The sequence below is a fragment of the Nonomuraea sp. NPDC003754 genome (assembly GCF_053605785.1).
The window spans coordinates 253,437-277,951 of record NZ_JBSGJX010000006.1; the positions used below are offsets into that span (position 1 = coordinate 253,437).

Genomic DNA, 24,515 nt, shown 5'->3' on the forward strand with positions numbered 1-24,515 from the left:
CCATTTCCCCTCGACAAGCCGGGATAGGCGATCCTGTTGTCATGCTCATGGCGGAGATCGCGACCCGGTTCCTCGGCTGCCTCACCACCGAGCAGTGGCAGGCGGCCACCTACGCGTTCGGCGACCCGCTACGCCTGCGCTGGACCTACGTGCCCGCGCCCAGGCCAGGGGTCTCGCTGCTCGGGTTGAACGGCGAGGCGCGCAAGGCGGCGCACCGGCTGCTGGCCACGGCGCTGTCGCGGCACGCCTTCGCGCAGGCCGTGACGATCATGGCGCTGGAGGAGGTGCTCGACCTCGACGAGCAGGGACGGCGGGGCCGCCACAGCGACGACTACCATCTGGCCGTCTTCGGCAGCCCCGGCGCCGACCACTGGGGCTGGCGCTTCGAGGGGCACCACGTGTCGGTCACGGCGACGGTCGCGGGCGGCCGGGTGGAGGTCGCGCCGCTGTTCCTCGGCGCCAACCCCCATGCCGTCCGGTACGGCGACGCGGCCGTGGTCCGGCCGCTGCCGCTGGAGGAGGACCTGGCCAGGGCGTTGGTGACGGCGCTGCCCGCCGCGTTGCGCGAGCAGGCGGTCGTCGCGGACGTCGCGCCGTCCGACATCCTGACCGGCACGTCGGCGGTGACCTCGGCGCTGGAGCCGCTGGGCGTGCCGGGCGGCGCGCTCGCCACCGCCCCCCGCGACCTGCTGGCCCGCCTGCTCGACGTCTACCTGGACCGCCTGGCGCCCTCGCTGCGCGGCACGCACGATCCGGCCGCCTTCTCCTTCGCCTGGGCGGGACCGCTGTCGCCGGGTGGCGGCCACTACTACCGGCTGCAGGGTCCTGGCCTGCTGATCGAGTACGACAACACGCAGAACGCCGCCAACCACGCGCACACCGTCATCCGGCGGCCCGGCGCCGACTTCGGCGCCGAACTGCTGGCCGCCCACCTGGCCGGCGAGCACTAACTGCAGGCTTCCTTCAGCTTGGTGAGGTAGGCGGCGGTGTCGTTGCCGACCTTCTGGACGGCGTCGACAGCCTCGTTGACGTTGTTGACGTCGAGCCGGCGCAGGGAGGCGGCCAGGTCGTCGGTGGCCTGCTTGAGGGTGGTGTTGGCGGCCTTGTCGGCCACGTCGCCGAGCTTCTGCGCGGCGTTGTCGAGCTCCTTCTCCATCGCGGCGGGATCGTTGACCAGGCCGCTGATCTTGGCGACGGTCTCGGAGACGATCTTGGGGGCCTCCAGGCAGGCCTGGGCCTTGTCGACCGTCGCGTTGATCTCGCTGCACCCGCTGGCGAAGACGACCGCGGCGAAAGCGGCAAGGGGCAGGAACCTGCTGGACACGAGTCGCATACCTCGACCCTAGCCAACGGTCGTCCCCCTTGCGGTGATCACGACAGTGTCGAAGCAGGGGCCGTCCGTCACGTGGTCCCGGCAGCGCGTCCCGCACGGCCTGGCGACCGGGGTGTCGACGCCGAACGGCCTGCCCGGCGACGACCGCCACCCGCGATCAACAGGTGCGGCCGAATTGGCCGCATGCACTGGTCATAAGCTTCTTGCCATGGCAATTTGCGACCATCTTCTCAGCGCCGACGACCCGCAGCCGCGCACCCCGGAGGGCTGCGAGGAGTGCCTGACCATCGGATCACCGTGGGTGCACCTGCGGCGCTGCCTGGAGTGCGGCCACATCGGCTGCTGCGACTCCTCGCCCAACAAGCACGCCAGCGCCCACTTCCGGCAGTCCGGTCACCCGGTGATGCAGTCCTTCGAGCCGGGCGAGGACTGGCGGTGGTGCTTCCTCGACAACAAGATGGGCTAGCGCTCCAGAATCGCCTCTTCGAAGTCGAGCTCGGCCGTCACGCGCCGGAGCACCTCGTCGTCGAGCCGCCGCTCGTCGCGGAGCCGTACGAACACCTCTCGCTCCGCGGCGAGCATCTCCCTGCGCAGCCGCCGGTAGAGGCGGCTCGGCGTCTCGCTGCCGCCGTAGCCGGTGCCGCCGCCCAGCCGCTCCCACGCGTTGAGCGCCCGGCGCTCGGACTTGGCGCGCAACATGTCGATGACCTCGGTGTGGATCTCGTTGGTCTCCTCCTCCTCGAGGATCTCCTCCAGCCTGGCCAGGCCCGCCTCGACCGCAGCCTGCTGGGCCGCGGCCTCCGACAGGTTGTCCTCGTACGCCTCGCGCTCGCTGGAGACGCGCAGCTTCTTGATCAGCGCGGGGAAGGTCAGCCCCTGCACGAGCAGGGTGAGGATCACCGTGCTGAAAGTGAGGAACAGCAGCAGGTCGCGCTCGGGGAAGTCGGCGGGGATGGCGAAGGCCGCGGCCAGCGACACCACGCCGCGCATGCCCGCCCAGCCGACCACGGTGAGGTTCTGCCACGGCGGTTTGGGCGTGCTCCTGCTGCGCAGCAACGGCAGATAGGTGGCCGGGAACACCCAGACGAACCTGGCCAGCACGGTCACCGCGAAGACGGCCACGACGTAGCCGGCGACCTCCCAGACGCCGCGTCCGGCCAGACCGCTCAGCACCGGCACCAGCTGCAGGCCGATCAGCGCGAAGACGATCGACTCCAGCATGAAGTCGACGACCTTCCACACCGCGTCGAGCACCAGGCGGGTACCCGCGCCCGTGCGGTGCATCCGGTGGCCGAGGTAGAGGCCGACGATCACCACCGCGATCACGCCCGACGTGTGCACCGACTCCGCGCCCAGGTAGATGCCGAACGGGATCAGCAGCATCACCGTGTTCTCGACCAGCGGGTCGCGCGCCCGTTCCAGGAACCATCCGGACACCACGGCGACGGCCAGGCCGATCAGCACGCCGCCGACCGCCGTGTAGAGGAACTCTCCGAAGCCCTCCAGCAGGCTGAGGCCGTGACCCACCGCGGCGCCGATCGCCACCCGGTAGACCGTCAGCGCGGTGGCGTCGTTGAACAGGCTCTCGCCGATGAGGATCGTCAGGGCCCGGCGCGGCAGGCCGAGCCGCCGTCCCACCGCGACCGCGGCGACGGCGTCGGGCGGCGCCACGATCGCCCCCAGCGCGAAGGCGGCGGCCAGCGGCAGGTCGGGCAGCATAAGATGGACGACACCGCCGACGGCCAGCGTGGTGAACAGCACCAGGCCGACCGACAGCAGGCCGATCGCCCGCGTGTTCTCGCGCAGGCTGAGATACGAGCTGTCCAGCGCGGCCGAGTAGAGCAGCGGCGGCAGGAACACGTAGAGGATGAGATCGGCGTCCAGCCCGTAGGAGGGCACCAGCGGAGAGACCGCCAGGCCCACCAGCACCAGTAGCAGCGGCGCCGGCCAGCCGCGCCGCCTGGCCACCCACGCGACCATGATCGAGCCGCTGGCCAACAGCAGCCAGTACAGACCCGTTGACGCGTCCACGAGCCCCCCTGTTGCCGAGAAACGGGCGTATCAGACCGGGTCTGACCCGCCCGCTAGTTTCTCACACGTCCGGAGCCCGGGGACATCGGGAGCCGCCGGTCACCACTCCCTGTGATCGGTCCTGTCGTCGCGGTACTGCTGCTCGGGGCGGAGCCGTTCGCCCGTGACGTACATCGGGTCGTTCACGTACGGGCGGTGGATGGCCGGGTCGGGCTGCTGGTTCTGGTAGGCGTCGGGACCGAGGCCGAGCGGGTCGGCGGGGTCCATCGGGCCCTGCTGGTAGGTCGGCTGGCCGTACTGGTCCTGCTGGCCGTACTGCTGCTCGGGCTGCGGGTAGGGCTCGGGGGCGGGGGCGGGCCGGCTGCGGCCCGCGCCGGGGATGCCGTGCATGGGCGTGCCGAGGCCGACCGCGCCCGGCGTGCTCTGCGTCCGCCGCGGCGGCGGCGCGAAGGGGTCGGTGTAGGACGGCTGGGCGGGCTGGCGCGCGGCCTGCGCGTACGGGTCCGGCGCGTAGGGGTCGGACGCGTACGCCTGGCCGCCCTGCGCCGCCGGGGCGCCGAACGGGTCCTGCTGGGAGCCCGGCCCCGCACCCTGCGCACCGTACGGGTCCGGCTGCGGCGCCGCTCCCTGGGAACCGTACGGGTCCGGCTGCGGCGCCGCCGCCTGGGCACCGTACGGGTCCTGCTGGGTGCTGTGCGCCGCTCCGCGGGCGCCGAAGGGGTCCGGCTGCGTGGTCTGCGCCGCGAACGGCTCGGAGTGCGTGGAGTACGGCGAGCCCTGCTGCCTCGGGAAACCCAGCGGGTCGGTGGAGTGCGGACTCCTGGCGCCTTCGCGCTCGGCGGGCATCTGGTAGTCGGGCAGCGGGTAGCCGCCCTGCGCGGCCATCGGTTCGGCGCTCACCGGGGGCTGCTCGGCCAGGCGAGGCCTGCCGTCGGGTGGAAGGGGGGTCTGGGAGGGCTCGCGGTGGTCGGCGTAGGAGGCGACGAGCTTGTCCGGCTGGGCGGGCGCGCCGCGGGCCACGAGGACGTCGTTGGGCGACAGGGTCGCCGTCGGCCGGTCGTCGTGGGGGCGCTGCGGCTCGTGCTCGAACGGCGGCGGGCGGTGGTACTGGCCCGTCCCCGGGTACTCGGCGGGCTCGTCGACGGGCTGGGCGACCGCGGCGGGCTGCTCGCCCGTGGCCTCGGCGTAGCCGTCGTCGAGGGTGTCGAGCAGCCGCCCGACGTCGTCCATCGGCATCCGGAAACTGCCGGTGCACATCTCTCCTCGCCACAGGCTGAGCACCAGGGTGCCCTCGTGCCACGTGACCCGGAGACACCGCTCCTGACCTCGGGCATCGAAGAAGACTTCACCGAATGACGGCAACGGGACAACTTCCGACATGGCAGACATACTGCTTTAACCAGCCTTTATTCGTCCACTCAACCTTGCGAAACCCTAGCGAACCGGGCTTTCCACAGCCCGCCGTGAAGCCCGGGCGCCACAGCGAGAAGATCTTCTTTGACCTGGCGGGTTACGCCCGCAAGTGTGCCACGCCCGAAGGGGACGGGCGTCTGGAACGCCGGGATGTGTTCACCTCCGTACGGAGAGGTGACCATCCTTTTGCCGCGGATCAGGTGGCGCTTGGGCGGATCTTCAGACGATCTCCGGCGGGGCCGTGTGCCTGGCCGTGATCCCCGGAACGGCCCGGCGGCACGGCCTGCCGACGCGGCTGCGAGACGGGACTTCGGACGGCGTGGCGACGGGTCGGGCAACGGCGCGACGGGCGGGCGGTACGGGCGGGCGAGCGGCACCGAGCGGGCCGGCGGGACCGGCTTCGGGCGGCACCGAGCGGGCCGGCGGGACCGGCTTCGGGCGGCGCGGCCCCGGGGCGCGGCTTCGGGGTGGCGCGGCGTGCCCTCGCCGGAAGGCTGCCATTTCTGTCGCCGCGACCAGGTACGGTTTCTGCCGTGCCGGACTCCACACTCCCACCAGTCGAAGAGCTGCTCTCGATCGCCGTAGGCGCCCTGGGAGGGAGCGACAGGCCAGGGCAGATCACCATGGTCAAGGCCGTGCAGCAGGCCGTCGACAACGAGGAGCACCTCGCCGTCCAGGCCGGCACGGGCACCGGCAAGTCCCTGGCCTACCTGGTGCCGTCGATCAGGCACGCCATGGAGTCCGACTCCCCCGTCGTCGTCTCCACCGCCACGATCGCCCTCCAGCGGCAGCTGGTCGACCGCGACCTGCCCCGCCTGGCCGAGACGCTCGGCAAGGAGCTGCCGCACGAGCCGACGTTCGCCATCCTCAAGGGCCGGCGCAACTACCTGTGCCGCTACAAGGCGACGGCGGGCTGGCCGGAGGAGGAGCAGGACCAGCTGTTCGACCCGCGCGAGGTGAGCGCGACGGGGCGCATGGTCCAGCGTATCCAGGAGTGGGCCGACGAGACCACGACCGGCGACCGCGACGAGCTGGTGCCCGGCGTGAACGAGCAGGCGTGGCGGCAGTTCTCGGTCAGCGCCAAGGAGTGCCTGGGCGCGCAGCGCTGCCCGAGCGGCGCCGAGTGCTTCGCCGAGCTGGCCAAGGCGCGCGCCGGCGAGGTCGACGTGGTCGTGACCAACCACGCGCTGCTGGCCATCGACGCGATGGAGAGCATGTCGATCCTGCCCGAGCACGAGGTCGTCGTCGTCGACGAGGCGCACGAGCTGGTCGACAGGGTGACGTCGGTGGTGACCGACGAGCTGTCGGAGGCCTCGGTGTCGCTGGCCGTACGACGGGTGGGGCGGCTCATCGAGCAGCCGATCGCCGACCAGCTGATGGAGGCGGGCGAGGACCTCAAGGCGCTGCTGGAGGCCGCGCCGCCGGGCCGTGTCGACGACCTGCCCGAGGTGCTGGGGCTGACGCTCGCGCTGGTGCGCGACAGCGCGGCCAGGTGCATCACGGCGTTGGGGCCGCGCGGGGCCGACAAGGACGACCCGGACAAGGCGGGCCAGCGCAAGGCCGCCTTCACCGCGCTCGACGAGGTGCACGACACCGCCGTGCGCATGCTGGAGGCCTACGGGCACGCCTCGGAGGTCGACAGGGCCGAGGTGGTGTGGCTCGACGGCGCCACTGACCGGCGTCCGGCGACCCTGCGCGTGGCGCCGCTGAGCGTGGGCGGGATGCTGCGCGAGAAACTGTTCGGCGAGCGGACGGTGGTGCTGACCTCGGCCACGCTGGCGCTCGGCGGCACCTTCGACGGGCTGGCCGCGCAGTGGGGGCTCGGCGACAAGGGGTGGACGGGCATCGACGTCGGCTCGCCGTTCGACCATCCGCGTTCCGGCATCCTCTACGTCGCCAAGCACCTGCCCCAGCCGGGGCGTGACGGGCTGCCCCAGGCCTACGTCGACGAGATCGCCGAGCTGATCGAGGCGGCGGGTGGGCGCACGCTCGGGCTGTTCTCCTCGATGCGGGCGGCCAAGGCGGCCACCGAGGCGCTGCGCGACCGGCTCGACGTGCCGCTGCTGTGCCAGGGTGACGACTCGACGATGCTGCTGGTCAAGCAGTTCGCCGAGGACGAGGCGACGTGCCTGTTCGGCACGCTGTCGCTGTGGCAGGGCGTCGACGTGCCCGGCCCCTCGCTGCGGCTGGTGATCATCGACAGGGTGCCGTTCCCCCGGCCCGACGATCCGCTGACGTCGGCACGGCAGCGGCACGTGATGGCCAAGGGCGGCAACGGGTTCATGGCGGTGGCGGCCACCCACGCGGCGCTGCTGCTGGCGCAGGGGGCGGGGCGGTTGCTGCGGGCGCAGGACGACAAGGGCGTGGTGGCGGTCCTCGACCCGCGGCTGGCGACGGCGCGCTACAGCGGGTTCCTGCTCAACTCGCTGCCGCCGTTCTGGCGGACCAGCGACCCGGCGGTGGTGCGGACCGCCCTCAAGCGGCTGACCGGCTGAGGCCCGCTCCCGGAGTTCCGGCGCACAGGGCGCCGATTCGGTCGCTACGTGGCGACGTACGGCCTCGGTCCAGGTATGCCTGGGCCGCGGCAGGTCACCGGGATGTCGACCCCCTGGACGGCACGTGAGCTCCCGGGGCCCGGGCCGCCGTCACGTGGCTCCGGCGCGGGTCGCCGTCATCGGGTCGCCATCACCGGGTCGCCGTGACCGGGTCGCCGACGTGGATCTCGCCCCTGGTGCGCGGGACCAGGCGGATGCCGAACCAGGTCTTGCCGTCCCACCGGCGGTGCCGGGCGAGCGTCCGCAGCGGCTCCTTGCCCTTGACGCGGGTGACCGGATCGATGACCGTCACCGCGCACCGGTCGCACAGCTCCGATACCCGGAAGTCGACCGCGCCGATCCGCACCTCGCGCCAGCCGTCCTCCTCGAACGGCTCCCCGCCGTCGATGATCACGCTCGGCCTGAAGCGCAGCGGCGACAGCAGGCCCGGTGGCGGCTCGCCCCGCACGCGCGCGCCGTCCTCGATCCATTCGTCCAGCCTGCGCGCGGAGGCGGCGGACGTGAGCAGGAGCGGCGCGTCCCACGCGAAGCTCACCACCTCGCCGGGCAGCCCGCCGTGGGCGGGGTCGACGGAACGGCGGGCGGGGTCGTCGAGCCACACCAGCCTGGCGGGCACGCCGAGCAGATCGGTGAACCAGGAGTGGGCGGCGTCGGCGGCGAGCACGGCGCTGTCGAGCCCCGAGAAGCCCACGCGGACACTCGGCCCGGACGCGGGCGGTACCGCCAGGTCGGGCATGCCGTCCGCGGACAGCAGCAGGCCGCCGCCGGGTCGCTCCTGCGCGGTGACGGCCAGCATGCGCGGGTACTCGCCGAGCCACAGGTTGTCGCCCTGGTGGTCGACCACGGCCCATCGGCGATCGCCGTCCAGTCCCCACGGGTGGACATACGCCGCGTCAACCGCCCGCCCCGTGATGGATTTGACGGGATATACACAGATCTGCGTGATCAGCACCACCTCACTGTAGCTCGCGAGAGAGCGCTCTCTCAGCTGGCGCTCCGCCGGTCCGCAACGCGGTTTTGTCGGCACCAACCGCTACCGTCTGAACACCATGCGAACGCACGACGCCCAGGCACTCATCGGCAGGGAGCACCCTGCCGCGTTGCTGCGTGCCGAGATCAGCAGGACGACCGCCAGCCACGGCGGGCTCGTGCTGGTGACGGGCGAGGCGGGCATCGGCAAGACCACGCTGGTGACCAGCGCGGCCGAGCGCGCCAGGCATGATGGCGCGCTGGTGCTGAGCGGTTCCTGCTGGGACTCCGAGGCCGCGCCCGGCTACTGGCCGTGGGTGCAGGTCATCCGCGGGCTGCGCCGTACCACGGAATGGCCCGTCGTCGAGGAGGCAGCGGACGGGAGCCTGGCGGCGCTGCTCGGCGACGGCGGCGCGAGCGAGGGCGGCGACGCGTTCCGGGTCTACGACGCGGTGACCACCGCGCTGGTCGCGGTGTCGCAGACGCGTCCCGTCGTGGTCGTGCTCGACGATCTCCACTGGGCCGACGGGGCGTCGTTGCGGCTGCTGGAGTTCGCCGCGCAGCACACCTGGTTCGAACGGCTCCTGCTGGTCGGCACCTATCGCGACGTCGAGGTCGAGCAGGGTGAGCACCCACTGCGGCCGCAGCTGAGCTCGCTGTCGTCACGCGCCACGGTGATCACGCTCACCGGCCTCGACCGGGCGCAGGTGGCCGCGCTCGTCGCCCGCACGATCGGCAGCGCGCCCGGCGCCGACGTGGTGGAGGAGATCCACCTGCGCACGGGCGGCAATCCGTTCTTCGTCGAGCAGACCGCCCGGCTGTGGCGCACCAACGGCTCGGTGACGGCGATCCCGCCGGGCGTGCGCGACACGCTGTGGCGCCGCCTGTCGTTGCTACCCGCCACCGTGGTCAGGTTGCTGACCGACGCGGCGGTGCTCGGGCGGGCGTTCCACCGGCGGGTGCTCGCGGCCGTCGCCGCCGAGCCCGTCGCCCACGTCGACCGGCTGCTCACCCAGGCCGCCGCCGCCCGGCTGGTGGTCTCGCAGGGGGGCGGCATGTTCGCCTTCGCCCACGACCTGGTCAGGGAGACGCTCTACGACTCGCTCGACGAGGCGGACCTGCGGGCCAGGCATGCCGCCACCGTCCACGCGCTGCGCGACGCGCACGAGGCACTGCCGGGCGACCTGGCCCGCCACGCCTACCTCGCGGGCGACGCCCTCGACCCGGTGGCGGCGTGCGAGCTGCTGGTGTCCGCGGCAAGGCAGGCGCTGCACCGCCTGGCCAGGGACGAGTCGATGACCCACTGGCGCAGGGCCATGGAGCGGGCCGAGGCGGGGCCGCCCGAGTCGCTGATCAAGACAGGGCTGGAGTACGGCCGCCACCTTCACCACAACGGCGAGCAGGAGGAGGCCGCGAGGGTCTTCGACCGGACGATCACCGCCGCCCGCCGGCTCGACGATCCCGGCCTGCTGGCCCGCACCGCGCTGGCCTACCACGGCACCTGCGGTCCCCACGACCTCCGCACGAGCGTGGAACTGCTGCGCGACGCCCACCGCAAACTCATGCCCGACGCCGCCGCGCCCACCACCACCGACCCCGCTTTCGTCGCCGCCGACGCCGCCGCCGGGCTGTCCTCGGCAGCCGAGCCCTCCTCGGATCGGTTCTCGGCAACCCGACCCTCCGCAGGAGGGCCCGCTGCCGGCCGGCCCGTCTCCCGTCCGCCGTCAGCCGATGCGCCGTCCCGTGATCTGTCCGCTCCAGAGCTGCCCTCCCCCCTTCTGCCGTCCGCCGCGCCGTCGAGCGGCGACGCGTCCTGGCCGGAACCGCCCTCGCCGCCATCCGGTGCCGCGCCGTCGGGCGGTCCGCTCCCCGTGGATCCGCGCTCGGCCGATCGGCTCGCGCAGGATCTGGCGGTGCGCATCACCTTCCTGGCGAGAAACAGCGACGACGACGAGGCGCTGACGTTCGGCCTGTGGGCGCTGCACGACACGATCTGGGGCCCTGGCACCGCCGGCCAGCGGGTGGAGCTGACCGCCGAGCTGCGCGAGCTCGCCCGCCGCGGCGGCGACGCCGACATGGAGCACTTCACCTCCTCCCTCCACTGGGTGGCGCTGCTGGAGCTCGGCGATCCCCGCTTCCTCGACGAGTTCGATCGCTACGTCACGATGGGCAGACGTAGTCAGCACGCCCACGTCGACCTGTCCACATCGATCGACATGAGCATCATCAAGCTCCTCTTCGGCGACTTCGCCGAGGCCGAGTCGCTGCTGGAGGAAGTCGTCGCGATAGGCGACGACCACGGTCACACCCACTACGGCTACATGATCGACCACCATCGCTGGGCGTTGCTGCTGGCCCAGGGCCGGTTCGAGGAACTGGCGCCCGTGCTCGAACGGCTGCGCTCCGGCCACCATCACCACCACGCGGCCATGCTGGAGACGCTCACCGACCTGCGGCGCGGGCGAGCCCATACGCCGTCGCCACAGGTTGGCGACGAGCCTGCCGACGGGTTCATCCGCCCGCTGTGGCTGCGCCACCTGGCAGAGGTGGCGGCTGCCTCCCGTGATCCCTACCTGTGCGCCAAGGCCAGGCGACTCCTGCGGCCGCATCTGGGCGAGTGGGCGGTCTCCCTCTACGGCTGGGACGTCAGCGGCCCCATGACCCTGTGGCACGGCCTGGTGGAGGCGGCCGAACAGCGCTGGGACGAGGCGATCGCCGCCTTCACCGCCGCCCGGCGCGCGGCCGAACTGCTGCGCGCACGCCCCTGGTCGGTGGAGGCCGGCCTGCGGCTCGGCGCCGCACTGCTCGGCCGCGCCGGCCCCGGCGACGCGGAGACCGCCGAGCGGCTGCTCGGCGAGGTGACAGCCGAGGCGGCCACGCTGGGCATGCGCCACATCCCGGCCGATGTCGAACGCGTACGGCAGGCGCACAACACGCGCGCCCCCGCCCCAGCCGCCCGGGTGGCACAGGTGGCCGAGACGCGGGTGGCTCGGCCAGGCGACCCGCAGGCTTCCCGGCCGATCGGGCCGGATGGCGACGAGGCATCCAGGATGCCGTCACGGGCGGCGGCTCCCTCGGCGGACGGGCCAGGGGTGTCCGCGAGGGCGGGTCAGGCCGATTCCGGGTACGAGTTCCGGAGGCAGGGGTCGGTGTGGTCCCTGTCGTTCGGCGGGCGCAGGGTGCACGTTCCTGACGCGAAGGGCCTTCGGGATCTCCACCACCTGCTGAGCCGACCGGGCACGGACCTGCCCGCCGTACAGCTGCTCGCCCCTGAGGGCGGCGAGGCGGTGGTGGCCGCGCGCCGGATGGGCGGCGACGCGATCCTCGACGAGGAAGCCAAGGCTCGCTACCGACGCCATCTGTCCAGGCTCGACGAGGAGACCGAGCGTGCCCTGCGGATGGGCGACGACGCGCGGGCGGCGGACCTCGACAGGGAACGCGAGGCGCTGCTGGCCGAGCTACGGGCCGCGGTGGGGCTCGGCGGGCGTTCGCGCAGGCTCGGGGACGAGGCGGAACGGGCGCGCAAGACCGTCAGCGCCAGGATCCGCGACGTGCTGCGGAAGCTCGACACGCTCCATCCGGAGCTCGCCGCCCACCTGCGCGCCGCCGTCTCCACGGGAACCCTCTGCCGTTACGATCCGAGCGGCGACATCCCCTGGCGGCTGTGAAGTGTCGCGGTCGCCTGGCGGTTGTGAGGTGTCACGGTCGCCTGGCGGTTGTGAGGTGTCGCGGTCGCCCGACGGTCGTCAAGGGTCGCGGAGAATCCCGGTATGAGGATCAGCATCCATCACGTCCGGCTGGGAGCGGCGGAGTTCCGGATCGTCCGCGCGGGCGATCCGCTCACCCACGCGCTGCTGGTCGACCAGGACCACTATCTGCAGATGAACATGGACGCGGGCGCCGCCCGGTACGTCGGCATGCTGTGGCTGCTGGCCGCGCGCTCGCGACGTTCGATCGTCTACCTGCCACTCCGCGGCGGCGCGATTCCTTCGGGCGGGCCGTTGACCGGGGAGGGCCCACTGGACCTGGTGCTGCTCCACCATTCGCTGCGGTTCAAGCCGCATCTTTGGAAACGGCTGCGCGCACGTCTCGGGCGAGGCGCGGTCGGCAGGGTGGGCATCCTTCCGCCGGACCCGGCGGACGACGATGGGATCGATGCCGCCGCCCGGCGTCACCGGGAGTACCGCGATGTGTTCCACCAGCGTGTGCAGGCCGAAACGCTGTTCATGGTCGGCAGCGCGAAGGCGTTCCGTGGGACCGCGGACCTCTTCTTCGACCTCGTCCGCCACGGCCCGGGACATCGCAGTGCGGCGCCGTGGGACTCGCATTACTGCACCGAGCTCACAGGGGACGGCGTGCTGGGCAGAGCGCGTGAGCTCCACGTCGAGTACACCCCACGGTGGATCGGGTGACCCGGCACGCGCACGCAGCCGGCCGTGCGCGGCTTCGTCAGGCCTTGCCCCCACGCGGCGGAACGGCGGGGAAGACGGCGGCGAGCTTCATCACGAACGGTCCACCCACGCCGCCGACCAGCAGGAAAGACGGGTAGCCGGCTTCATCACGAACGGTCCACCCACGCGGCGGACCGGCGGGGAAGACGGCGGCGAGCTTCATCGCGAACGATGCACCCACGCCGACCAGCGGGGAAGACGGGTAGCCGGCTTCATCACGAACGGTCCACCCACGCGGCGGACCGGCGGGGAAGACGGCGGCGAGCTTCATCGCGAACGATGCAGGCAGTTACGGGCCGGGCACCGGCGGCGGCCGGCGCTGTCCGATCTCACGAGAACGGGCGGGGGCTTCAGGGAGGTCGTGACCTCCTACCCTTGTACGCGTGGAGATCCGCGACCGAACCGCCGCAGATATGGACGCCTGCATACAGACCCTCTCCGAGGTCCAGGCCGCAGATCGCTACCCGGTGGACTGGCCCACCGATCCTGGCGCCTGGTTGACGCCAGAACGCCTGCTCAGAGCATGGATAGCGGTCGAGGCGGAAGCGGTGCTCGGCCATGTCGCTCTCAGCAGGGACATGGAGGTCACCCGGCTGTTCGTCGCCCCGACCGCCCGCGGCCGTGGCGTGGCCGCCCAGCTCCTCGGCTTCGTGCGCACCGCCGTCCGGGCTCCACTCACGCTGCAGGTTTCCTCCGAGGGCACAGCCGCCATCAGGTTCTACGAACGGTCGGGTTGGCGCAGGGTGGGCAGCACCCGTGCCGCCTGGCTCAACGCGGCCGGTGAGCCGGCCCTGCTTCACCACTACGTGAGCCCGCCGGTCGGCTCCCCGCTCGATCCGCCGAGCAGCGGCCTGCCGTCCGAAACGGCATCCTCGAACGCGCCCACGAGCCGTCGTTGAGCGGGGCACTCATGCGTGGTCGCTGATCCTGACCCGCCAGATCAGCGCGATGGACCTCGCGTATGCGATCCGAGCCACCTGGCAGCAGGCATTCCACGATCATCGGCCGAGAGCTCTGTGAGACGGTTGGTTGCCGTCCACCTCGCCACGCCAGACCGGATGGGATCGATGCCATCGCACGTGTCGTTCGGGCCGGCGCGCCGTCAAGCTCACGGAGACAAGCGCCCCGCCGTGATCAACGAGACACAACGGGTCCACGTCGTGCGCGCACGACGTGGACCTCGCTCCTCGCCGACACGCAGCACTCGAGTGGCACGGAAGACCGCGCGCTGACCGATCGCGAGGCGGGCCGGTGGACCGGGTGCGGTAGTGGGCCGGATGCGGGAGGGCGGCTGACCCGGCACGGAAGCGGACCGGATGCGGGAGGGCAGTGGGCGCCTTTGTCGCGGCCGGTGGCATGTGGGTGGACCGGGCGGGGGAAGGCGGTCGCTGCCTTCCCCCGTCCGATCCGCGTGCGGGACAGGGTTGCGCCGTGATGGAAGGTCCGCTACTTGCGGTTGTACAGGCGCATGGTGAGCGTGCCGAACACGGCGACGAGCAGGATGCTCGCCACCAGCACCCAGCCCAGCTCGGAGACGTTCGCCGAGCCGTCCATCAGGGAGCGGACCGCCGCCACCAGGTGGCTGATCGGGTTGATGTGGACGACGAACACCTGCAGCCAGCCCGGCATCGTGGCAGGGTCGACGAAGACGTTGCTGAGGAAGGTGAGCGGGAACAGGACCAGCATGCTCCACCCCATCACCGACTTCTCGCTGCGCAGGAGCAGGCCGAGCATCGTCCACAACCACGAGAACGCGAACGAGAAACCGACCAGCACCGCTATCGCCGCGACGGTGCCGGCCACGCCGCCATCCGGCCGGAACCCGAGGATCAGGCCGACGACGAGGATGACGGTCGAGGCCAGTACGTAGCGGAGCATGTCGCCCATGAGGTAGCCGACCATGGGGGCGGGCCGCCACATGGGCAGAGTTCTGAAGCGGTCGAAAACGCCTCGCTCGATGTCCTTGTTGACCTCGACGCCGGTGTACATCGTGATCATCACCACGCTCTGCACCATGATGCCGGGCAGCAGGAACTGCAGGTACTCCCCTGGCGAGCCGGCGAGCGCGCCACCGAACAGGAACGTGAACATCAACGTCATCATGATCGGGAACGCGGTGACGTCGAAGAGCTGCTCGGGCACGTGCTTGATCTTCAGCAGCGACCGCCAGCCGAACGTCATCGACGCCGACAGCGCGCTCGGCCGGTCGGGGCGGGCGGCCGGGGCGAGCACGGCCCTGAGCGTCTCGGCCACGGGGACGTAGGTGGTGCTGGTGGAGGTGTCGGTGGTCACGCTGCGATCTCCTTGTCGGTGATGGAGGTGTCGGTGGTCACGCCGCAGTCCCCTTGCCGGTGACAGGGGGTGTCGGTGGTCACGCGGCGGTCTCCTTCTCGGTGGCGGGGCGGTCGGTGAGGGCGAGGAAGACCTCGTCCAGGCTGGGCTGGCCGAGGGAGAAGTCGTCGACGACGATGCCGGCGCGCGCCAGCTCGCCCAGTGCCAGCGAGGCCTGCTCGGCGGCCGCACGCTCGCCGTCGTCGCCGGCGACCCGCGCGGTCAGCGCCACGGGGTCGGCCTCGCGATAGACGTGCGTGGCGAGCGCCGCCGACAGCAGCCGCTCGGCCTCGGCGCGCTGGGCGGCGTCGCGCAGCCGTACGTGGATCGCGCCTGCGCCGACGGAGGACTTCAGCCGGCCGGGGGTGCCCTCGGCGATGACCTTGCCGTGGTCGATCACCGCGATGCGGCCGGCGAGCCTGTCGGCCTCCTCGAGGTACTGGGTGGTCAGCAGCACCGTGGTGCCGTGGGCGACGACGACGCGGATGATGTCCCAGACCTGGTTGCGGCTGCGCGGGTCGAGCCCGGTCGTGGGCTCGTCGAGGAAGAGCAGGTCGGGAGTGTTGAGGATGCTGGCGGCGATGTCGAGCCTGCGGCGCATGCCGCCCGAGTAGTTCTTGACCAGGCGGTCGGCGGCCTCGGTGAGGCCGAACGCCTCCAGCAGCTCGCGCGCCCGGTCGCCGGCGGCGGGCTTGCGGTGGCCGAGCAGCCGGGCGAGCAGGACGAGGTTCTCCATGCCGGTGAGGTCCTCGTCGACGGAGGCGTACTGGCCGGTCAGGCTCACCCTGGCGCGGACGGCGTCGGCCTCGCGCCTGACGTCGTGGCCGAAGACCCTGGCCTGGCCGCCGTCGGGACGCAGCAGCGTGGCGAGCATGCGAACGGCGGTGGTCTTGCCGGCTCCGTTGGGGCCGAGCACGCCGTACACGATGCCCGCGGGCACGGCCAGGTCAAGACCGTCGACGGCGCGGTTGTCGCCGAAGGTCTTGACCAGACCGGAGGTTTCGATGGCTAGCTGTGTCATGATGTGTCGCTTTCTGTCGGGAGTTCAGGAGGCGAAGGGCCGGATGGCGCGGGCCTCGCGCAACGCGAGCCCCCACCACAGGAGCTGGTCGAGCAAGGTGGCGACGGCCTGCTCGCGTGCGTCGCTGCCGTACGGCCTGCCGCGGTCGTCCACGCCGTCGCCGAGCAGGTCGATCCCCACGCCGTCACGCACGGTGACGGCGTGCAGGCCGATGAAGACGGTCCGGAGCTGCTCCATGGCGTAGAGCCCGCAGGACCCCGAGCCGTAGGAGACGAACCCGACCGGTTTGGCCTGCCACTCGTCGTAGGCGAAGTCGATCGCCTGCTTGAGCGAGGCGGGGAAGCTGCGGTTGTACTCGGGCGTGACCACGGCGAACGCCTCCGCCGCCGCCACCGCGGCCGAGAAGGCCCGCATGGCGGGGGTCGGCACGGCGGGGAAGGCGGAGGGAAAGGCGTAGCCGGCCAGATCGAGGAGCGAGACCTCGAGGTCGTCGCGGAGCGCTGCGCGGGCGGCGAACCAGCGGCCGATGCCGTCACCGACTCTGCCCTCGCGTGTGCTGCCGATGATCACAGCCAGCCGCAGCGGGTCCGTCGCCTTCATCCCGCACCTCCCTTCAGGAAGGAGGCGCTAGATCGTCGCTAGATGGGATCTAGCGGAGCCGCCTGGCCAGGCCGCGGGTCATCCCGCGGAGCAGGGCGGGCCGGGGCGCGGCGATGGCCGACCCGCTGGAGGGGGTGAACCAGGTCGCGGGCGACGGCCGACCCGACGGAGCAGGCCGACCAGGGCGCCGGGTGATCGAGGCGACGGCAGGGCGAGGGAGGCATGCCACGCACGCGAGCGCGCGAGGCCGGCGGGGTATGCGGGGTCTGTCGGATCCGGGTTGCCAGCCGGGCGCATCGGGCGCGGGGTGAGGCGGTACGAGCGCGGCGGTAGGAGGTGCGTTGCCGCCGGTCGCGAGCTAGTGCCTTATCAGGCACCGATTGCCCGGTAGCTTGCGACGCGCCGGTCGGGATCCGTTCCCGGCTGGCGCGTTCTCCATCCCCTGCGCCTCACACCGCAACGCTCTCCCGCGTAGGTGGAGTGGCACCAGCGACCACCCACGCCGCCTCGATCATGCGGAAGATCTCGTCCACCGCGGTTCGCGGGTCGTCCGTTTCGCGGGCGACCGAGAAGGCGTCGACCACGAAGCGTGCGATCGCGCTGCAGGTCGGCGTGGTCTGCGGCAAGTCCAGGTCGGCGGCGATGGCCGTTGCCAGCGACCGGGCGTGGCGCTGTCTCATCGACTCCTCGTACTGCCGCAGCGCCGGTGATTCCTCGATCATGCGCCACAGCGGGGCGGCGCCGTCCGCCGTGCAGTGCTGCACCATGGCGTGGATCTCGCGGCGCAGGGCGGGGATGAGCGCCTCGTGCGGCCGGCGGTCGGTGACCGCCCGCACGAGGCGCTGCTCGAATTCCTCGTCCTGCTCGAAGACCAGGGCTTCCTTCGAGCTGAAGTGGGAGAAGAGCGTGGTCACGGCCACGTCGGCCGCGGCGGCCACCTCGCGGATGCCCACCGCGTCGTAGCCGCGCTCGGCGAACAGGCGCAGGGCGGTGTCGGCGATCTTCTGGCGGGTCGCGGCCTTCTTTCGCTCGCGGCGTCCTGGCTGCTCGGTCATGCGGTAACACTACCAGATGCGAAAACACAACCGTTTCAAAAAGCTAACCGTTAGTGTTACGGTCTGCCGCATGAAGAAAGTGAACTTCACCGAGTTCGGCGGTCCGGACGTCCTGCACATCATTGAGGCCGAGGAACCCCACGCGGGCCCCGGCCAGGTACGCATAGCGGTCCGGGCAGCAGGCGTGAACCCCGTCGACTGGAGAATCCGTGAAGGCCAGATCCTGAAGGCCCATCCGATCCGGCTGCCCGCCGGAGTCGGACTGGACGCCTCAGGAGTGGTCGACGAGATCGGGGAGGGCGTCGAAGGGTTCGACATCGGCGACCGCGTGTTCGGCGAAGGCGCTGACACCTACGCCGAGTTCGCCGTGCTCTCGGCCTGGGCTCGGATGCCCGACGGCCTGTCCTTCGCGGAGGCGGCCGGGTATCCCTCCGTGGTCGAGACCGCGCTGCGCATCATCGGCCAGGTCGGCGTCCAGCCCGGGCAGACGCTCCTTGTCAGTGGCGCCTCCGGCGGAGTCGGGTCCGCGGTGCTGCAGATCGCCCGCGACCGTGGCATCACGGTGATCGGCACGGCCGGTGCGGCGAACCAGGACTATCTGCGCAGCCTCGGTGCCCTCGCCACGACATACGGCCCCGGCTGGGTCGACAGAGTGCGCCGGCTCGGTCCCGTCGACGCAGCCCTCGATCTGGCCGGCTCCGGCGTGATTCCCGAACTCGTGGAGCTGACCCGGGACCCGCGGAAGGTCGTCTCCATCGCCGACCTCAGCGCGCCGCAGTTCGGCGTCCGGTTCTCCGGCGAGGCCGGAAGCGTGCCGGAAGCACTCGCCGAGGCCACCGCGCTCATCGCGCGGGGGAAGCTCCACATCCCGGTCGACAAGACATACACGTTGGCCGAAGCCGCGAAGGCGCACATCGACAGCCGCGCCGGCCACACACGCGGCCGCCGCGTCATCCTCGTCTAGTGCCGCCTCAGGCGACGTTCGCCCTGGTGACGATCTGACGGAGGCAGACGTTGTCTGCATGCCGGTTCCGCCAGGTGATGTGGCGGCGGATCATGCCGCCCTGCTCCTTCTGGCCTGCATGGTCGGTCCCGTCCAGCGCGAAGTAGCGCGAGGCGGTGAACTGCGCCTGGATGCGGTTGAGCCACGAGGAGTCGGTCGGGGTGTAGGCGATCTCGACGTTGTCGGCCTCGGCCCAGTCCGCCACCCGGCGGCATCGCTTGATGGTCAGATGCGGGGAGTAGTCGTCGCAGACGATCGCGATCCGCACGTAGCGTGGTCACCCCGACCCCGACCCCGTGCCCGCCGCACCATCCGCAGCAGCCGACGACCCTCGTCGTCATCGATCTGCCGAACCTGGACCCGTTCCGCCATCGCTCAAGTCTGATATATCCGCCCCGTCGGCGGGACCCACCACACCGACAACGGCACTAGGAGAGCTTCCACCGCTCCAGGGTGGGGCGCTTGGGGTCGAGGCCGTCGCCCGAGGAGGTGCCGCGCAGGCGCCGGCTCATCCACGGCACCAGGAACTCCCGCACCCAGCGGGCGTCCTCCCGCCGCTTGACCCTGGGGTCGACGGTGCGGGCCGGCCACTGCCTGAGCCATGAGTCGTCGCACGGTACCTCGAGCACGTCGAGCACCCTGGCGGCGACCAGGCGGTGGCCCTCCTCGTTCATGTGGAGCCGGTCGTCGCTCCACGCCCGCCAGTCGCGGATCGACTGCAGGGACCACTGGTCGACGACGCGGCAGCCGTACCGGTCGGCGATGGAGCGCACGTGCAGGTAGAAGACGGCGAACTTGCCGCGCATGCGCCGCATGAGCGGCGTGTCGCGCGGGTCGACGCCGGTGAACAACAGCACCTCGGCGCCCGTCGCGCGCAGCTCGGCGACGGCGCCGGCGAGCTTCTTGGCCATCCTGTCGGGGTCGCTGCCGGGCCGGAGCAGGTCGTTGCCGCCCGCGCAGAAGCTGACCAGGTCGGGCCGCATCGCGACGGCCGCCGGGACCTGCTCGGCGACGATCTGGTCGAGGAGCTTGCCCCGCACGGCGAGGTTCGCGTAGTGGAAGTCGGGCTCGAGTTGTGCCAGCCGTTCGGCGACCCGGTCGGCCCAGCCGCGGAAGCGGCCGTTCGCGCCGGGGTCGTTCAGCCCCTCGGTGAAGCTGTCGCCCAGCGCGACGAAGGAGCGGTAGCGGGTCATCGCACCAGGTCCGCGATGGCCCGCAGGGCCAGCACGTAGGACTGGAGCCCGAAGCCGGCGATGGTGCCGGTGGCGACGGCCGCCACGACCGAGGTGTGGCGGAACTCCTCACGCGCGGCGGGGTTGGAGATGTGCACCTCGATCAGCGGCGCGGTGCGCTGGGCGATGGCGTCGCGCAGGGCGTAGGAGTAGTGGGTGAAGGCAGCGGGGTTGAGGACGACGGGGATCTTGCCGTCGGCCGCCTCGTGGATCCAGCCGATCAGCTCGGCCTCGTCGTCGGTCTGCCGCACCTCGACGTGGAGGCCGAGCTCGCGTCCTGTCGCGACGCACAGCGCGCGCAGGTCCTCGAAGGTGGCGGCGCCGTAGACGTCGGGCTCGCGGGTGCCGAGGCGCGACAGGTTGGGGCCGTTGAGCACGTAGATCATCGAGCCACCTCGCGGTAGGCGGCCTCCAGCAGCTCCTCCGGCGGGTCCTCGAGCCGGCCGGGCCTGGCCAGGCCGTCGAGGACGACGAAGCGCTGCTTGGCGCCGCGGTTCTTCTTGTCGAGCCGCATGTGGTCGCGCAGCTCGGGCCAGGCGTCCTTGCGGTAGGCGGTGGGCAGACCCACCGAGGTGAGGATGGAGCGGGTGCGCTCCACCAGGTCGGCGCGGCCCGCCAGGCGGGACAGCTCGGCGGCGTAGACCATGCCGATCGCGACGGCCTCGCCGTGGCGGATCTGGTAGTGCTCGGCACGCTCGATGGCGTGGGCGAGGGTGTGGCCGTAGTTGAGGATCTCGCGCAGGCCCGCCTCGCGCAGGTCGGCGCCGACGACGTCGGCCTTGACCTGGATCTTGCGCTCGATGAGCTGGCGGGTGTGCTCGCCCTCCGGCCTGGTGGCCCCTTCGGGGTCGTCCTCGACCAGCATGAGGATCGTCGGGTCGGCGATGAAGCCGCCCTTGATGATCTCGGCGAGGCCGGCGACGTAGTCGGCGCGCGGCATCGAGGGCAGCGTCGCCAGGTCGCACAGCACGCCGGCCGGCGGCAGGAAGGTGCCGACCAGGTTCTTGCCCTCGGGGGTGTCGATGCCGTTCTTGCCGCCGACGGCGGCGTCGACCATGGCCAGGAGCGTGGTGGGGACCATGACGACCTTGACGCCGCGCAGCCAGGTGCCGGCGACGAAGCCCGCCAGGTCGGTGGTGGCGCCGCCGCCCACGCCGACGACGGCGTCGGAGCGGCTGATGCCGTAGCGGCCGAAAGCCGACCACAGCTGGGCGGCGACCTCGACGGTCTTGGCCGACTCACCGTCGGGAACGGGCAGCGCGACCACGTCGTAGCCGGCCGCCTCCAGGGCCCCGCACACGGGACGGGAGATCTCGGGCAGCGTGGCGGGGTGGACGACGGCGACGGTGCGCACGCCCTCGCCGAGCAGGCCGGGCAGCTCGCCCAGCACGCCGGTGCCGACGACGACGTCGTAGGGGCTGTCGCCGCGCACGGTGATGCGCGTGGCGCTCATGCGGGCAGCCCCTTCACGATCTCCTCGACCAGGTCGCCCGGATCGCGCTTGTCGGTGGCCACGGTGAGCACGGCGAGCCGTTCGTAGACAGGACGGCGCTCGTCCATCAGCTTCTTCAGCTGGCTGCGCGGGTTGAGCACCAGCAGCGGACGGGCCGAGCCGAGGCCGACCCGCTGGACCGCGTCGGCGAGCCCCACCTGGAGGTAGACGACGGTGTGCCCGTCGAGCAACGCCTGGGTGCCTTCGTGCAGGATCGCGCCGCCGCCGAGGGCGAGGACGCCGTCGTGCTCGGCCAGGGCCGTACGGACGGCGTCGTGCTCGAGCTCGCGGAAGCGCGCCTCGCCGTCCTCGATGAAGATGTCGCTCACGGGCTTGCCCGCGACCGACTCGACGTCGGCGTCGGTGTCACGGAAGGCGACGCCGAGCCGCTCCGCCAGCAGGCGGCCGACCGTCGTCTTGCCCGACCCGGGAGGGCCGATCAGCACGGCCTTGGTCATTTGATCACCATGGATGAGAGGTAGCCGGACAGGTTGCGGGCGACTTCCTCGACGGAGTCGCCGCCGAACTTCTCCAGGGCCGCGTCGGCCAGCACCAGCGCCACCATGGCCTCGGCCACGATGCCGGCGGCGGGCACCGCGCACACGTCGGAGCGTTCGTGGTGGGCCTTGGCCGCCTCGCCGGTCTTGACGTCGATGGTGGCCAGCGCCCTCGGGACGGTGGAGATCGGCTTCATCGCGGCGCTGACCCGCAGCACCTCGCCGTTGGTCATGCCGCCCTCGACGCCGCCGGCCCGGTTGGTGATGCGCCTGACGCCGTCGTCGGTGGTGTACTCGATCTCGTCGTGGGCCTGCGAGCCGGGACGCCTGGCGGTCTCGAAGCCGTCGCCGACCGCCACGCCCTTGATGGCCTGGATGCCCATGAGCGCGGCGGCCAGGCGGGAGTCGAGGCGGCGGTCCCAGTGGGTGTAGCTGCCGAGGCCCGGCGGCAGGCCGTAGGCGAGGACCTCGACGACGCCGCCGAGGGTGTCGCCGTCCTTGTGCGCCTTGTCGATCTCGGCGACCATGGCCGCGCTGCCCTCGGGGTCGATGCAGCGCACCGGGTCGCCGTCGATGGCCTCGAGGTCGCCGGGGACCGGGAAGACGTTGCCCGGCGACTGGGCGGCGCCGATCGAGACCACGTGGCTGAGGATCTCGACGCCGAGCGCCTGCTTGAGGAAGCGCCTGGCGACCTCGCCGAGCGCCACCCTGGCCGCGGTCTCGCGGGCGCTGGCCCTGTCGAGCACCGGGCGGGCGTCGTCGAAGCCGTACTTCTGCATGCCGGCCAGGTCGGCGTGGCCGGGCCTGGGGCGCGAGCGGGGCGCGTTGCGGGCCAGGCCCTCCAGCTCGGCGGGGTCGACGGGGTCGGCCGCCATGACCTTCTCCCACTTGGGCCACTCGGTGTTGCCGACGCGGACGGCGACGGGGCTGCCGAGCGTGCGACCGTGGCGCAGGCCGCCGACGATGGAGACCTTGTCCTCCTCGAACTTCATCCGCGCACCGCGGCCGTAGCCGAGACGGCGCCGGCGCAGCGCCTCGTCGATGGCGGCCGTGGTCACCTCCACGCCCGCGGGCAGGCCTTCGAGGATGGCGACGAGTTCGGGGCCGTGGGACTCTCCGGCGGTCAACCAGCGCAACATGCTGACAAGTCTTCCATGTACGGAGCGGTGGGATCGCCATGGCTCACCAGGCGAGACAGAGCGCCCCGACGATCATGAAGGGCCCGAATGGAAATTCGGTCGACTTATCCGCCCTTTTCGTGACAAGGAGGGTGAGGGCGTAGAGCGCGCCGAGCAACTGGCCCGCGAGCGCCGCGGCGACCCAGGCGTTCCAGCCCACCGCGCCGGCGGCCATGCCGATGAGGCCGGCCAGCTTCACGTCGCCGAGGCCCATGGCGGTGGGCCGGACGAACCACAGCACGCCGTACAGGACCAGCAGGGCGAGGCCGCCGAGCAGCGCCTCGGGGAGCCGCCCGGTGGGCAGCAGGAGGAGGGCGAGGATCGGGTAGGACGGCAGGGTGATCAGGTCGGGCAGCCGCTGGGTGCGCCAGTCGATCAGGGCGAGCAGGACGCCCGCCGCTGCCGCGTAGAGCAGCGCGGGCAGGTACGCCGCCGGCATCCGCCAGATGAGCAGCGCGAACACCGCCGCCGTGGCCAGTTCGACGGTCGGGAACCGCAGGGACGGCCGGCGGCGCAGGCCGCGCAGCACCCGCCGCGCCTCGGCGCGGGTGTCCACGGGGTCGGCCTCGAAGCCCTCGGCCAGCGCGCGCACGACGTACCCCACGACGAAGCCGGCCACCGCCGCCCAGACCACCACCCGCTCATCCTCGCGGGTGCGGCGGCGGCTGTCAGGTCCTTCCGTCACGGCCGTCGCGCGGAACGCCCCCCGCTGTCACGATGGCGTTGGACTCGCCCGTCGCGGACGCCCGCGGTCACGGCCGTCGCGCGGAACGCCGGCCGCGGTCACCCCTGCTGTCCCGCGCGCGGTCAGGACCGGCGGGACCAGGGAAAGCGGCGGCGCCTGGGAGCGGGCGCGGGGGCGAAGCGGGCCACCGTCACCGACGGGCCCACGTCGTCGAGCCTGCCGGACTCGACCGCGGCCATCGCCTCCAGCACGCCGCCCTCGATGACGAACGGCACCGGCCCCGCCACGTCGACCACCACGGCCGCCGCCCCCTCGTGGACGGCCGCCTGGCAGACCTGCGGCGTCGTGGCCTGGATGGGCCGCGCGTCGGGCCGCCACCTGGTGAGCGCCTCGACGCCGGTGAAGGCGAGCACCGCCTCCCTGCCGTCCTTGCCGATCAGCTTGGGGAGCGCCATCTCGCTCTCCTTCTCCTGCTTGAGCCCGTGCTCGCCGACCTCGGACGAGGTCAGCAGCGCCACGACGGGCACCAGCAGCCTGGTGCCGCTGAGGGCCGACAGGACGGCGGTGGCGTCGGCCGTGCCGGAGGAGAAGGCGGTCAGCGCGGCGGCGACGGAGGCGTCGGCGCCGCCGTCGTCGCTGGGCACCAGGGGTTGCGGAATGCTCGGCACA

24 protein-coding genes are annotated in these 24,515 nt (G+C 72.1%); 7 read left to right on the top strand and 17 right to left on the bottom strand.

Annotated elements, in window-relative coordinates; translation table 11 throughout:
* The first annotated feature begins 41 nt into the window (after window positions 1-41).
* Window positions 42-950: a DUF3500 domain-containing protein gene (locus ACWEVS_RS10585; protein WP_452550996.1), complete on the top strand. Its 909-nt coding sequence runs from the start codon at window positions 42-44 to the stop codon at window positions 948-950.
* On the opposite strand, the gene ACWEVS_RS10590 is transcribed toward ACWEVS_RS10585, so the two are convergent.
* Window positions 947-1,333: a hypothetical protein gene (locus tag ACWEVS_RS10590; RefSeq protein WP_449923954.1), complete on the bottom strand. Its 387-nt coding sequence runs from the start codon at window positions 1,331-1,333 to the stop codon at window positions 947-949. The genes ACWEVS_RS10585 and ACWEVS_RS10590 overlap by 4 nt on opposite strands.
* 208 nt (window positions 1,334-1,541) lie before the next feature.
* Between ACWEVS_RS10590 and ACWEVS_RS10595 the strand changes: the two genes are divergently transcribed.
* Window positions 1,542-1,799, top strand: coding sequence for a ubiquitin carboxyl-terminal hydrolase 14 (locus tag ACWEVS_RS10595; RefSeq protein ID WP_452414031.1), 258 nt, complete (start codon window positions 1,542-1,544; stop codon window positions 1,797-1,799).
* Here the strand turns inward: ACWEVS_RS10595 and ACWEVS_RS10600 are convergent.
* Window positions 1,796-3,364: a Na+/H+ antiporter gene (locus ACWEVS_RS10600; protein WP_452550998.1), complete on the bottom strand. Its 1,569-nt coding sequence runs from the start codon at window positions 3,362-3,364 to the stop codon at window positions 1,796-1,798. The two genes, ACWEVS_RS10595 and ACWEVS_RS10600, sit on opposite strands and share 4 nt — an antisense overlap.
* Before the next feature lie 99 nt (window positions 3,365-3,463).
* On the bottom strand, window positions 3,464-4,621 hold the full coding sequence (locus ACWEVS_RS10605; protein ID WP_452551000.1) for a hypothetical protein: 1,158 nt from the start codon (window positions 4,619-4,621) through the stop codon (window positions 3,464-3,466).
* Between the two features lie 689 nt (window positions 4,622-5,310).
* Between ACWEVS_RS10605 and ACWEVS_RS10610 the strand changes: the two genes are divergently transcribed.
* Window positions 5,311-7,272: an ATP-dependent DNA helicase gene (locus ACWEVS_RS10610; RefSeq protein WP_452551002.1), complete on the top strand. Its 1,962-nt coding sequence runs from the start codon at window positions 5,311-5,313 to the stop codon at window positions 7,270-7,272.
* Between the two features lie 190 nt (window positions 7,273-7,462).
* On the opposite strand, the gene ACWEVS_RS10615 is transcribed toward ACWEVS_RS10610, so the two are convergent.
* Window positions 7,463-8,284, bottom strand: a complete 822-nt coding sequence (locus ACWEVS_RS10615; RefSeq protein ID WP_452551004.1) for an MOSC domain-containing protein — start codon at window positions 8,282-8,284, stop codon at window positions 7,463-7,465.
* A 97-nt stretch (window positions 8,285-8,381) separates the two neighbouring features.
* Here ACWEVS_RS10615 and ACWEVS_RS10620 point away from each other — a divergent pair, with 97 nt between their 5' ends.
* The gene (locus ACWEVS_RS10620) at window positions 8,382-11,969 is read left to right on the top strand and encodes an AAA family ATPase (protein WP_452551006.1); all 3,588 of its coding nucleotides are present in this window, start codon (window positions 8,382-8,384) and stop codon (window positions 11,967-11,969) included.
* Window positions 11,970-12,071: 102 nt separating this feature from the next.
* Window positions 12,072-12,713 carry a hypothetical protein gene (locus tag ACWEVS_RS10625; protein WP_452551007.1) on the top strand — a complete coding sequence of 214 codons (642 nt, stop codon included), beginning with the start codon at window positions 12,072-12,074 and terminating at the stop codon, window positions 12,711-12,713.
* Between the two features lie 37 nt (window positions 12,714-12,750).
* Here ACWEVS_RS10625 and ACWEVS_RS10630 read toward each other — a convergent pair whose 3' ends face one another.
* Window positions 12,751-13,023: a hypothetical protein gene (locus tag ACWEVS_RS10630; RefSeq protein WP_452551009.1), complete on the bottom strand. Its 273-nt coding sequence runs from the start codon at window positions 13,021-13,023 to the stop codon at window positions 12,751-12,753.
* 112 nt (window positions 13,024-13,135) lie between these two features.
* Here ACWEVS_RS10630 and ACWEVS_RS10635 point away from each other — a divergent pair, with 112 nt between their 5' ends.
* Window positions 13,136-13,651: a GNAT family N-acetyltransferase gene (locus ACWEVS_RS10635; RefSeq protein WP_452551011.1), complete on the top strand. Its 516-nt coding sequence runs from the start codon at window positions 13,136-13,138 to the stop codon at window positions 13,649-13,651.
* Between the two features lie 547 nt (window positions 13,652-14,198).
* On the opposite strand, the gene ACWEVS_RS10640 is transcribed toward ACWEVS_RS10635, so the two are convergent.
* The 4 genes from ACWEVS_RS10640 to ACWEVS_RS10655 all read right to left on the bottom strand — a co-directional run bounded on the left by ACWEVS_RS10640 (window position 14,199) and on the right by ACWEVS_RS10655 (window position 17,759).
* On the bottom strand, window positions 14,199-15,044 hold the full coding sequence (locus ACWEVS_RS10640; RefSeq protein ID WP_354907456.1) for an ABC transporter permease: 846 nt from the start codon (window positions 15,042-15,044) through the stop codon (window positions 14,199-14,201).
* 79 nt (window positions 15,045-15,123) lie between these two features.
* Complete coding sequence (locus tag ACWEVS_RS10645) at window positions 15,124-16,104, bottom strand: ATP-binding cassette domain-containing protein (RefSeq protein ID WP_452551012.1); 981 nt, start codon at window positions 16,102-16,104, stop codon at window positions 15,124-15,126.
* Between the two features lie 24 nt (window positions 16,105-16,128).
* Window positions 16,129-16,704: an NADPH-dependent FMN reductase gene (locus ACWEVS_RS10650; protein WP_449923980.1), complete on the bottom strand. Its 576-nt coding sequence runs from the start codon at window positions 16,702-16,704 to the stop codon at window positions 16,129-16,131.
* Between the two features lie 449 nt (window positions 16,705-17,153).
* The gene (locus ACWEVS_RS10655; protein WP_452551014.1) at window positions 17,154-17,759 is read right to left on the bottom strand and encodes a TetR/AcrR family transcriptional regulator; all 606 of its coding nucleotides are present in this window, start codon (window positions 17,757-17,759) and stop codon (window positions 17,154-17,156) included.
* Between the two features lie 70 nt (window positions 17,760-17,829).
* Here ACWEVS_RS10655 and ACWEVS_RS10660 point away from each other — a divergent pair, with 70 nt between their 5' ends.
* Window positions 17,830-18,723 (top strand): NADP-dependent oxidoreductase, encoded by an 894-nt coding sequence (locus tag ACWEVS_RS10660; protein WP_452551016.1) that lies wholly within the window; start codon window positions 17,830-17,832, stop codon window positions 18,721-18,723.
* A gap of 7 nt (window positions 18,724-18,730) precedes the next feature.
* Here the strand turns inward: ACWEVS_RS10660 and ACWEVS_RS10665 are convergent, their stop codons facing one another.
* From ACWEVS_RS10665 to ACWEVS_RS10700, 8 genes are all read right to left on the bottom strand, one after another.
* Window positions 18,731-19,030 carry a hypothetical protein gene (locus tag ACWEVS_RS10665; RefSeq protein WP_452551017.1) on the bottom strand — a complete coding sequence of 100 codons (300 nt, stop codon included), beginning with the start codon at window positions 19,028-19,030 and terminating at the stop codon, window positions 18,731-18,733.
* 160 nt (window positions 19,031-19,190) lie between these two features.
* Window positions 19,191-19,955 carry an SGNH/GDSL hydrolase family protein gene (locus ACWEVS_RS10670; RefSeq protein WP_452551018.1) on the bottom strand — a complete coding sequence of 255 codons (765 nt, stop codon included), beginning with the start codon at window positions 19,953-19,955 and terminating at the stop codon, window positions 19,191-19,193.
* On the bottom strand, window positions 19,952-20,380 hold the full coding sequence (gene aroQ, locus ACWEVS_RS10675; RefSeq protein ID WP_449923992.1) for a type II 3-dehydroquinate dehydratase: 429 nt from the start codon (window positions 20,378-20,380) through the stop codon (window positions 19,952-19,954). Before aroQ ends, ACWEVS_RS10670 begins: the two co-directional genes overlap by 4 nt.
* Window positions 20,377-21,447 (bottom strand): 3-dehydroquinate synthase, encoded by a 1,071-nt coding sequence (gene aroB, locus ACWEVS_RS10680; protein ID WP_452414056.1) that lies wholly within the window; start codon window positions 21,445-21,447, stop codon window positions 20,377-20,379. Before aroB ends, aroQ begins: the two co-directional genes overlap by 4 nt.
* A complete protein-coding gene (locus ACWEVS_RS10685; RefSeq protein ID WP_452551020.1) occupies window positions 21,444-21,944 on the bottom strand; it encodes a shikimate kinase in 501 nt (166 codons plus the stop codon). The genes aroB and ACWEVS_RS10685 overlap by 4 nt, the downstream gene beginning before the upstream one ends.
* Entirely contained in the window at window positions 21,941-23,122 is a 1,182-nt protein-coding gene (gene aroC / locus ACWEVS_RS10690) for a chorismate synthase (protein WP_452414058.1), read from the bottom strand. Before aroC ends, ACWEVS_RS10685 begins: the two co-directional genes overlap by 4 nt.
* Window positions 23,123-23,165: 43 nt before the next feature.
* Window positions 23,166-23,846 (bottom strand): prepilin peptidase, encoded by a 681-nt coding sequence (locus ACWEVS_RS10695; RefSeq protein ID WP_452551021.1) that lies wholly within the window; start codon window positions 23,844-23,846, stop codon window positions 23,166-23,168.
* A 122-nt stretch (window positions 23,847-23,968) separates the two neighbouring features.
* Window positions 23,969-24,514: an SseB family protein gene (locus ACWEVS_RS10700; protein WP_449924006.1), complete on the bottom strand. Its 546-nt coding sequence runs from the start codon at window positions 24,512-24,514 to the stop codon at window positions 23,969-23,971.
* Window position 24,515 lies beyond the last annotated feature (1 nt).